The 9,600-nt window shown below is 60.9% G+C and carries 9 protein-coding genes; 1 reads left to right on the plus strand and 8 read right to left on the minus strand.

Going from position 1 to position 9,600, the window contains the following annotated elements; all coding sequences use genetic code 11:
- From AC2A1F_RS15285 to AC2A1F_RS15305, 5 genes are read right to left on the minus strand one after another with little or no spacing between them, the layout of a single operon-like run.
- On the minus strand, window positions 1–717 hold the full coding sequence (locus tag AC2A1F_RS15285) for a gp53 minor capsid family protein (protein ID WP_484209646.1): 717 nt from the start codon (window positions 715–717) through the stop codon (window positions 1–3).
- A gap of 3 nt (window positions 718–720) precedes the next feature.
- Entirely contained in the window at window positions 721–1,980 is a 1,260-nt protein-coding gene (locus AC2A1F_RS15290) for a DUF2213 domain-containing protein (RefSeq protein WP_484209647.1), read from the minus strand.
- Window positions 1,981–2,002: 22 nt separating this feature from the next.
- On the minus strand, window positions 2,003–4,816 hold the full coding sequence (locus AC2A1F_RS15295) for a hypothetical protein (RefSeq protein ID WP_484209648.1): 2,814 nt from the start codon (window positions 4,814–4,816) through the stop codon (window positions 2,003–2,005).
- A gap of 44 nt (window positions 4,817–4,860) precedes the next feature.
- Complete coding sequence (locus tag AC2A1F_RS15300; RefSeq protein WP_484209649.1) at window positions 4,861–5,640, minus strand: phage head morphogenesis protein; 780 nt, start codon at window positions 5,638–5,640, stop codon at window positions 4,861–4,863.
- On the minus strand, window positions 5,640–7,145 hold the full coding sequence (locus AC2A1F_RS15305) for a DUF1073 domain-containing protein (RefSeq protein ID WP_484209650.1): 1,506 nt from the start codon (window positions 7,143–7,145) through the stop codon (window positions 5,640–5,642). Before AC2A1F_RS15305 ends, AC2A1F_RS15300 begins: the two co-directional genes overlap by 1 nt.
- 30 nt (window positions 7,146–7,175) lie before the next feature.
- Between AC2A1F_RS15305 and AC2A1F_RS15310 the strand changes: the two genes are divergently transcribed.
- Window positions 7,176–7,388 (plus strand): hypothetical protein, encoded by a 213-nt coding sequence (locus AC2A1F_RS15310; protein ID WP_484209651.1) that lies wholly within the window; start codon window positions 7,176–7,178, stop codon window positions 7,386–7,388.
- On the opposite strand, the gene AC2A1F_RS15315 is transcribed toward AC2A1F_RS15310, so the two are convergent.
- From AC2A1F_RS15315 to AC2A1F_RS15325, 3 genes are read right to left on the minus strand one after another with little or no spacing between them, the layout of a single operon-like run.
- Window positions 7,385–8,851, minus strand: coding sequence for a PBSX family phage terminase large subunit (locus AC2A1F_RS15315; RefSeq protein ID WP_484209652.1), 1,467 nt, complete (start codon window positions 8,849–8,851; stop codon window positions 7,385–7,387). The genes AC2A1F_RS15310 and AC2A1F_RS15315 overlap by 4 nt on opposite strands.
- Window positions 8,848–9,372 carry a terminase small subunit gene (locus tag AC2A1F_RS15320; RefSeq protein WP_484209653.1) on the minus strand — a complete coding sequence of 175 codons (525 nt, stop codon included), beginning with the start codon at window positions 9,370–9,372 and terminating at the stop codon, window positions 8,848–8,850. Before AC2A1F_RS15320 ends, AC2A1F_RS15315 begins: the two co-directional genes overlap by 4 nt.
- Window positions 9,372–9,599 (minus strand): hypothetical protein, encoded by a 228-nt coding sequence (locus AC2A1F_RS15325; protein ID WP_484209654.1) that lies wholly within the window; start codon window positions 9,597–9,599, stop codon window positions 9,372–9,374. Before AC2A1F_RS15325 ends, AC2A1F_RS15320 begins: the two co-directional genes overlap by 1 nt.
- Window position 9,600 lies beyond the last annotated feature (1 nt).

The raw sequence follows: 9,600 nt of genomic DNA on the forward strand, positions 1-9,600 counted from the left end.
TCAGAAACCCTTGTCGGAAATGATGATGGCTTCGCCGGACACGCCGCCCGTCTTCACGAAGAAGCGAGTTTCGTATGCGGAGATGGTTGCGGTCACGGTGGCGCTGGCTGTGGCGTTCGCGGCTGCACCAGCGGCGTTGGCGAGTGTTGCCGTGCCCGCGCCTGCATTGACGGTAGCGACAAACGAGCTTGCCGGAATGCCAGTGCCCGTGATCGGCATGCCAGGAGCAAGATTGCCGCCGGTAAAGCTAATCGTCGCCGAGCCGCTGGTCGTGGTGACCGATAGTGTCGAGGTTGTGGGGGTGCCTGCGGTGCCTACCGTGAACGAGCCGTCGAAGTAGGATGCGAACACCTTCTGGCCGGGAGCTGCACCGCTGGCAGGGCATGCAATGATGGCATGGCCGCTGTCGTAAAGCGTGACTTCACGGCCCGGCGCGATAAGCATGCTGGCTTCGCCGAGATAATCAGTGATCGAAGCAACGCCGCTGGAGCGCGTCACAAGACCGCAGCGCGCGGACAGCAACTGATTGGGCTTGCCGTTCGAAACGACGCCGGTCGTGTTGTGCGCCCAAGCAAATCGGGCCATGGTGACGCCAGCAGAGCCTGCAAGCAGTTCACCGGTTGTCGCGGCAACGCTGGTGAAAGGGTACGTGACAAGCAGCGTACCGGGGACAGCATAGGCCTGATTCAGGCCGACGGAGGTCTGGAAACCGGGCATGACTTACTTGCTCCCGTAGAGTTCTGCGAAGCTGTCGTTCGCCCGTTTGGCGGCGGCAGCATCGAAGGTGATCTTGGTTGAGGCGGAATTGGTGCGCTCAGCCTCACGGCCAACCATCGCGCGCAACGTGGCCAGCGGAGCCTTGTCCGTGGCCGACTTGTCGAAACCGACGCTGTCGAGCGCGAAGCGGTAGATCGCCTCTGCGCTGTCCATTCCGACGACTTCGCCGACCAGTGGCGCAACATCGGCTTTGGCCTGATCCATCGCTGCGACCCGACGGGCTCCACGCTGTTCGGCTTCGGAAATGAGCTTGCGGACCGAAGTGGCATCCATGCCCTTCACGTCGTCCTTGTCGTCGTCCTCGTCCTCGGCTTCCTTGGCCTCGGGGTCTTCATCTTCGCCCTTGACCTCGTCGTCCTCGTCCTCGTCTTCGGCGATCTTGTCTTCGTCGAGCGCGAGAGGAGTGACGGCACCGATGGCAGCGGCAAGGACGTTGGGGTCCAGAGCCTTGTCAGTGGCAAGATGCGGGGTCACCAGCGCAGCGACCTTGTCAGCCAGCTTCTTGGCCGAACCGTCCTTTGCAAGGCTGGCCGCGTCACACGCGATCAGCACTGGGGCCAGATCGACCTTGGCGTCTGCGGCAAGCAGCGGGCGAATATGGGACTGCAAAGCCCCGGAAATCATCAGCGCTGTGCGCGACTTGAGCTTCATAACGTCATCTCCGACTACAACGTCTGGTCCCGCGCGCCCTTCAATCACCAGCGCAACGTGGTTGCCCATGATGTCACGCATTACACCGTCGTAACGCAAACCCTCTGGCGTCTGCCCGGCAGTCATGTCGGCACGATACCGATAGCCGCAGCTGAGTTCGCGCTGGCGGCCATCCTCGATTGCTTCCTGATAGAGCGCAGACCAGACCACGAGGCTGTTGCGCAGATAGACGCCATCGAACATCGCATCGGTGCCGGTTGATCCGATGATCAGGTCTTCGGGCAGGCCGTCTTCGGGAACCACCGGCACATGCTGGGAAAGCAGGGGCACGTTGTTGAACGTATCGGCACCGCGCGCCAGTTCATCAGGGCAGCGGTAGAGCTGATAGAGCTTGTCCGGTTCGAGGCCGAGCGTCTGCCATTCGGGGATCTCCGAACCGTAGTAAGGGCACACGTTCGCCTTCGAGATGTTCGACACCTCGACGTGCATGTAGCCGTTGACATCGCGGCGGCGGACTGTGGCGCGGTCCATGGCCAGGAGGAGGGTGGTCATTTTGGTATCCTTTCTGGCGCGGTTACAAATCCACGTCCACAAACCCAACATCCCGCCCAGACAGCGGAATTTGCGCGTGCAGATCGCCACCGGTTCCGTAGTTCTTGCCAAGGATGTAATCGCCAGCCATGCCGCGAACGTAGATCAGCGGTACAGCGAAAGCCCCGCCCGCCGTGCCGTTACCAATGTCCTTTGGCAGGCGAGTGGTATTGTCCCACCAGTTGCCGATAATCGCGTCACTGGTGATATCGTAATAGGCCCCATAGACGGCCATCATCAGGATATCGCCAGCCCACGGTGCGGTATCACCGCCATTGCTGAACAGGTAGGCGATGCCAGCAAGGTCGATGTTTGCTGCTGTGACCGCGCCCGATGTTACCGGCGTGCCAAGGTTCAACCGCGACCGCATCACACCCGTGTCGGTTTTCAAAGTGAAGGCGTAAAAGTTGACGAGGCTAGGACTTTCCACGTTCACTGTTTGCGTACCCAAACTTGCGCCCGCCGCACCGCGCCAGTTGACGCGCATATCCCATCCGGTTTGATCAAGGATCCCCCCGTTGTTGCCGCCGTAGGTCATCAGGTTCGATACACCACTTGCGCGCCGCGTCTGGCGAACGGCCAAGACGATAGTTGCCTCAGGCCCCGCCGTTGCCGCGAAGTCAAAGCGCGGCATAAGCAGAGACGCGCCATTACCCCGCACGCGGACCACCTTGTTCGGCGTCGTGCCGTCCATCTGCTGCACCGTGATGATACGGCCATTGCGACCGCGCCCACGGTTGTTTTCGCCTTCCACAAACACTTCGCGGTAGGGTTGGAGAATAGGGCTTGCGGTGCGCGTGATAGCGCCGGTCGTCCGGTTGATTTGCACCGCGCCGTCTTCATTCCCGGCAAGGATCGTGAAGTTGTAACCAGTGCCCAATATGCGCGGCGTGATGATGGCCGTGCCCGATGCATCGCCGTTCTTGATGCCCACGATATCGTCATGCACGAACGGCGCACCGCCTGCTTGTGCAATCAGTGCGGCGGCGTGGATATGGCCATGAATAAGCCCGCCCGCCGTTGCCTTGTGCAACTGGTCAACGGTCAGATCGGTCGGAACCGCCCCGCGCCGTGCTGCAACCTGGTCAGTCGCATTAAAACCATACCGCGCCCAGAATGCTTGGCTGTCCAGCGCCTTTGCCCCGTAGGTAGAAAGCAGGCCGGTGCGGATATCGCCAATCTTGCGGCCATTGACCGAACCCGCCTGCACACCCGTCATCCACGGGGACGACATAAGGAAGTTGGTATTCGTGAACGCAGCGGCGCACGTGGCATAGTTCGCAAGGATGGCAGACGGCAGGCCAGCGGCGAGGTCGTTGGTGCCCTGCATCACCCGGTTGAAGCCTGCCAGATCGGTGCCCGACGCCGCCGAGACACGCGCGGTAATCTGTGCCGAAGTCTGCCCGTTGATGCCGTAGTTGTTCACCGTGCCGACCGTCAGTGCGTCCACAACTTCGGTCAGACGATAGCCGGTGATCGGTTGCCCTGCGGTTGCGTCAAACGTCAGGCTGTCACCCCAGAAAGAGGCAGGCGTGGCAAGCGTTGTCGGGAACAGAGAAGCCGACGCATAGAGGTTTTGCACGTTGCGCTGGTTCATGCTGGCCAGCGTCTCGATTGCCTTGTTGTCAGACAGCGTGCGCAGCGTTTCGTCCGTCGCAGGCAGGCGCGTTTTCTGCACGTTCTTGAGCAGCGTGATCGAAGGTAGGCGTGTCGTGCTGATAGCAACGAACGTGGTGGGCGTGGCGGTCAATGCCGTGAAGCCCGCGCGCCGTTGACTGCCCGCCGTGCCCGCGATGTAGGCAATACCGCAGTTCACGACAGCGCTTGAGCCGCCCAAGTTGCGGAATTGGAACATCAGATCAAAGCCCGCCTTCACCGTGATCGGCACGGCAAGAGCAAGATTGTTCGTTTGTGCCGGATTGCTTGTGCCGGTCGTGATGCCCAGCGCTGCCGGTGTGGTCGTGATCGTCGCAATCAGCGTGTCATGCGTGGCGATAGGGGCTGCATTGTTCAGCGTGCCCGCGCCGGTCGCACCCGCGACGTTGCGCTCCCATACCCGGATTTCTGTGGTCACAGTGCCGGTTGCAGCCGCCCAAAGCCATCGCAACCCAGTGACCACATCGCCGGTAAAGATGTGCGTCCCGTTGACCAGACCAACCTGATAGACGCCGACGTTTGACGCCAGCGTGGCTTGATTGAGGGCGCCGACGCTTTCGTATTCGATGGCGTAGTCGTTGTTGGACAGGCCGTTGGCGTAGAGCGCGGCTGTGCTGGCGACTGCGGTTCCGGCTGCTGTGACAAGCGCGGATTGTTCAGCCCCCGCTGCCTCGACAAGCGGGATTTGGTCAGCAGCATCCTGCGCACTCGCCGCAGCCTCACCAGCCTTGGTAGTGGCAGTCCCGGCCGCAGTAGTAGCCGTGCCCGCCGCAGTTGTAGCAACGCCCGCCGCAGTCTCAGCCGCCGTTCGATCAGCGGCAATCTGCTCCGTCAACTGCACCTGTGGCGTCAGGTCCGCGCTCAGCGCCGTAAACGCCACCTGCGCCCCAGCCTTCAACGCAATCGCCGCACCACCGTTCGAGCTATCGGCCACCGACCGGATGAACTGCGCCGATTCCGCAAGGTAGGTTCCGCGCCCGAACTCCCATGCCGAACCTTGCTGGATCGAATAGGAATAGACCGTGCCGTTGGTCAGGACTTCGCGGCCCCGGTAGCCTTCAACCGCAGAGCCAAGCGTGATTGCGCCGGTTCCGCTGTTGCTGACATTGATCTTGACCAGATCGACGAGAGACGATGCCATGCGTAATGTTCCTCCGTAATGTCAGGATACGCAGGCGCGCGGGCTTACTCGAAGCCGGGGATTACAGGCCGCCACGTGCATCGGCAGTTGATTGCCTGTCCCGGCAGCACTTTTCCGAAGCCGTCGCCGAAGTCGTGCCCCTCGGACAGCTTGAAGCGCTTGCCGGAGAATGACTTATGCTCCGCGCGCGGTTCTTTTCCGCCGCCGCTGTGCATCCAGATGCCTTCGGTGATGCCTGATTCCTGTTCGCGGACGGAGCGCATCGTGGCCGTGGCCTTGTTGTTCTGGTCGCGCGCGATGAACGACGCCCGCCGCTTCGATACGCCGGTTTGCCGCTGCAATTCCTTGGTCAGCGCGCCCAGATCGCGGCCCTGCGATACCGATTGCATCACCAATTGCTCCACCTTGTCGAGGTGCTGGCTTCCGATGGACTTGATCAGGCTGACGTTCTCGGTGCGCACGGCGTTATAGGCGTCACGCATCGCTGGCGTCATCTTGAACTGCACCGTGAAGCCTGCTTTGCGCAATTGGCCGGCAAGGGTAAGGTCGCAGCGTTTCTTGACCGCAGACGCGAAGTAATCCGCCATGTTGTCAGCCAGATCATCAAACCGGCTCTGCCAATGCTTGCCAAGCCGCGCCATCAATTCGCCCAGCGCCGCCGATGCCGACTTGTCCGCGCCGAGCAGCACGGTTTCGGGCTCGTCGCTGTTCCATTGCCGCTTGATCGCCTTGATCAGGTCCGCGCTCATGATGTCGAGCAGGGCATGAACGCGCGCTTCGTAGCGGTTGCGGATCGCGGCTGCGGGGCGGATGGGGGTGAGCATTACGCCGCCTCAGTCGGCTCCGGCTCGTCCTCAAACGGATCATAAGGCACCCCCGGAGCAGGCCCAGACAACGCGCCGGCATACATCCCGCCCACCTCATCGTTCAGACGGGCGCGCGATTCATCGGGATCAATCACGCCCTTGTCGATGTAGACGCCATCGGCTTCGGCATCGGTCTTGCGGATCAGCGCCTTGTCCGCGTCCGACATTTCCCACAGCGATTCGAACTCGAACGTGACCTTGGGGTCGATATCGCCGAACAGGCTGAGCTGGATCACCTGCAACAGGTTGTGCAGTTCGGGACCGCAGACCTTTTCGAGGTAGGCCATGATCTTATCGTAGAAGACGCGGATTTCGCCCTCAGAGCTGGCGTTCAAGCCCGATGGCGTGATGCCGAGCAGGATCACCAGCGGAATGCCGGAGACGGACGCGATTTGCTCCAACGCCTGTGCCTGGAGCTTGTCGAGGCCAGCGACAGGGGCGGAGACGTTGCTGAAATCCTCCATGTTTTTGTCGATGACGTAGGTGCCGCGATTGTCGCGGGTCTTGTTCATCATATCGACACGCATGAACAAGCCGTCGCCAGCGTCCCCGCCAAGAACAGCCTCCATGTTCGTCTTCAGCACCATCACCGAAAAAGAATGGATCAGGTCCGACACCGATTGCCGGGCGCGCAACCAGTTATCGACGTAGGGCTTGCACATTTGCGTCAGGGCCACACCGCCGAACGCATAGGCCGGTTTCAGCATGTTGGGCATCGGACGGCCCACCATGGTCAGCAGGCGCGAGGCATGCACGATCCGGCCTGACATATACCACGATGCTGGCTTGTAGAAATCCGGGGCGAGCGGGTTCGTCGCATCGTAGACGCCGGGGTAGCTCCACATCGGCTCCACCACGGCCAAGCGCTTCAAGGGCCGCTTCTGGCTGATCTTGCGGTTGTCCATGACCAGCGGTGCAGCCAGTTCAACGGGGCGGTCGTAATCGCCGAAGTCCATGAAGATTTGCACACGCCCGAAGAAGCATTCTTTCTCGATGGCTTCCCGGAACAGTTCGCGCACGGCAAGGCGCTGCAACTCAGCTTCGATGGCCTTCACCTTCGCGTCCGGGCCAACGATCTTGATCCACTTGCGGGTGCAGTGTTCCGCCCAGATCGATGCGACGTGCCGGTATTCGGCGCGCTGGGAAAGTTCAGCGAGATAGGGGTAGCCGAGAAAGCCCAAGCCCTCGTGATAGGCCTGTTGCGCGGCGTAGGAGCTGATGTCGCCAGTGCCGGGCATGCTATCCAGCGCCATGCCAGCGGGTAGCGTTCCGGGCATCGGTTCAGCGCGCGCAAAGGTCTGTTCCGGCATGTAGACCACAGAGCCGCTATGCCTACCCGCTTCCCAGATCGCAGCCATGGAAATGCCACGACGCGGCTCAGGGGCCATGACTTCGGCGTGAACCGGCATGGCAGTGGTGGACCTGAACAGCGCGCGCCATGCGGCTCGAATGCGGTTGAACATGAAACCTCTTGGGCCGAACGTGTAAGGTCCATGTTACGCGCGTCTGCGATGTGCTACGGTGCGCCGATGCTCAGTCTTGACGATTTGCTCATCGCCGCGTTCGAAGCCACCGCCAGTTGGGCCGATCAGGAGGCGATGTTGCGCGGGCTTGGGCTGGATGATGCCGAGGTCGAAGCGGTGCGGTTGGCAGTGGGTGAGCGTGATACCGAGGCGGTGATGCGCATCGTGCGCGGGCCGGATTAAGCGGCGCGTAGGGCGTCGGGGTTGATGATCATACCGCCACGCCCTTCCCAGAACGCCATGACAGCAGCGTCGGCAAGGTTATGCGACGGAATGCCGCGCTTCTTGAGCGACTTCTTGCTCTCCACCTTCATGCGTCCGTTGATGCTTTCCCGACGTGGCTGGGCAAGTTCAGCGGCCAGTTTGTCACGCATGGGCAGGCCGGACGGGATTGCAATCAGCATCTTGCTGTCAAAGGGCAGGCCATTGCGCGCCTGCCAGGTGTTGCGGAACCGGTCGGCAAGCAGTCCCCAGCCTTGCGCCTTCAGGTTGGCGAACATGTCGCCGTGCGTCTTTCCGGGCTGATATTCGCGCTCCGGCCGATCCGGTGATTCCGACGCAGTCCAGCCATTGAAACGACAGGACCGGAACGCAATGCCGGTCACAGAAGCATGATTGCGCGCCTCTGTCTCAAGCCTGCGCAATTCGCCCGGCACCGATGCGCCGACGCCGATATCGTCGATGTGCAGCGTATCGAGCAGTTCGCGCCGCGCCAAGGCATAGGCATGGGCCGCCGCTGCGTTGGGGTTGTCGTCGTGCCATTCCTCAAGGCCGGACAGGATGCAGCCATAGCGCCATGCCATCGCGTTCGGGTCTTGCGTCTTCGGTGCCGCGACATCGCCCTCGACACCGCCGGACACGTCGAAGCCACCGATCTTGCCGCCGCCGGTCGGAAAATTCGGGATGAGCAGGTGAGCATCTACCGCCGCCTCTATCCACATCGGCTTGATGATCGACAGCGCATTGTCGGCCACAGGTTCGCCAAGATAGACGTGCCGATAAAGCTCTGGGTCTGATTGCCGCATGATTTCGGCATCGTCGCGCAATTCGCGGGGGAAACGCGGGTTGTCGGTGAAGTTGATCTTCTTGACGATGCAATAGGCGCGGCCATCCTTTTCAGCCGGATACATCGGATCCGCGACAAAGCGCTGGTAGGTGTCTTCAAGCGGATTTTCAGGGTTGAACGATACCCATATCTCCGAACCCTCTTTGCGCATTGTCGGGATCAGCGCGCGCCAACTTTCCGCCGATACCGGATTTGCTTCCTCAAGCCATGCCGCGTCGAAGTTCGAAAAGCCTTTGAGCTTCTGGGTGTTCAGGCGGGTCGCGTTGGCTTTGATGCCGCTGAATTTGATGCAGCCGCCGGACGTGCGGCAGTTGATCTCGGTTTTCAGGATTTCGAAATGATCATCGAGCCCGCGCCGTTCGATCTCAGCGACGAACTCCTGATAAACGCTGTCGGCAATCGATTCCATTACTTCTCGAAACCCGACAACCCTCCAGCCATGGTAGAGCACGTTACTGGTCAGGATCGTGCAGAACGTGCGCGTCTTGGCGCTACCACGGCCACCATAGGCCACCTTGAAGCGGGCGGGCTGCAGGTAGTCGCGATAGGCCGGAAAGATGTCGATGACTTCGGAGGTCATTCTTGGACGACGCGGTAGGTGGGGGCGGAGATGTTGACGTTGACTGTGGAGCCGCCCCCTTCCTTAAAGGCCGACACATCGACGTGCTTGCCAACCAGCTCAACCACTTTGGTGCGATCAAGCAGTTTGATCTTGCGGACACGACCGATCGGCGCTCTGTCCTCCCCGCGCCCCTCGAACAATTCCTCAACCTCAATGCCCGCGACCAAGCCGGTGCGGAACACCATCGGCCAGTCGTGAATCGGCTTCAGATTGCCCGCCTCGTCGTAAAGCTCCGCAAGGTCAGCCGTCGCATCGCTGGCAAGGCGAGTCAGAACCCATTGCGCATCGATTTTGGTCTTTTCGGACCTTTCCGCTTTCGCCTCTGAGACAGCCTGTGAGACCTTGGCATAGCTTAGCAGGCGCGATGCCTGCATCTCAGCCGTCTTCGCGCTGTAACCTGCCCGTATGGCCGCCTGCTTGCCGTTCAAATCCTTGAGATACTCTTGGACGAACCTATGCTGCTTGTCGGTGAGACCCATCACCCCCTCCATTCGCCAGTTTCAGAAAGGGCGCCGAGCGCAACGGTCATCGAAAGCATCGCTTCAACAGGATCATCACCCTTGCCCATCGCAATGGGTTCATCATTGGTGCTTTCGGCGTTTGGGAACAAAGCGCAGAACCACTTGCGCGCCTGTTTATTCCACGAGCACATGACCCATGCATTACGTGGGAACTTGCTGCGGTCGATCTGTTTCATCCAGCTCATA

Source organism: Novosphingobium sp. HNCC26BN242 (assembly GCF_057180525.1).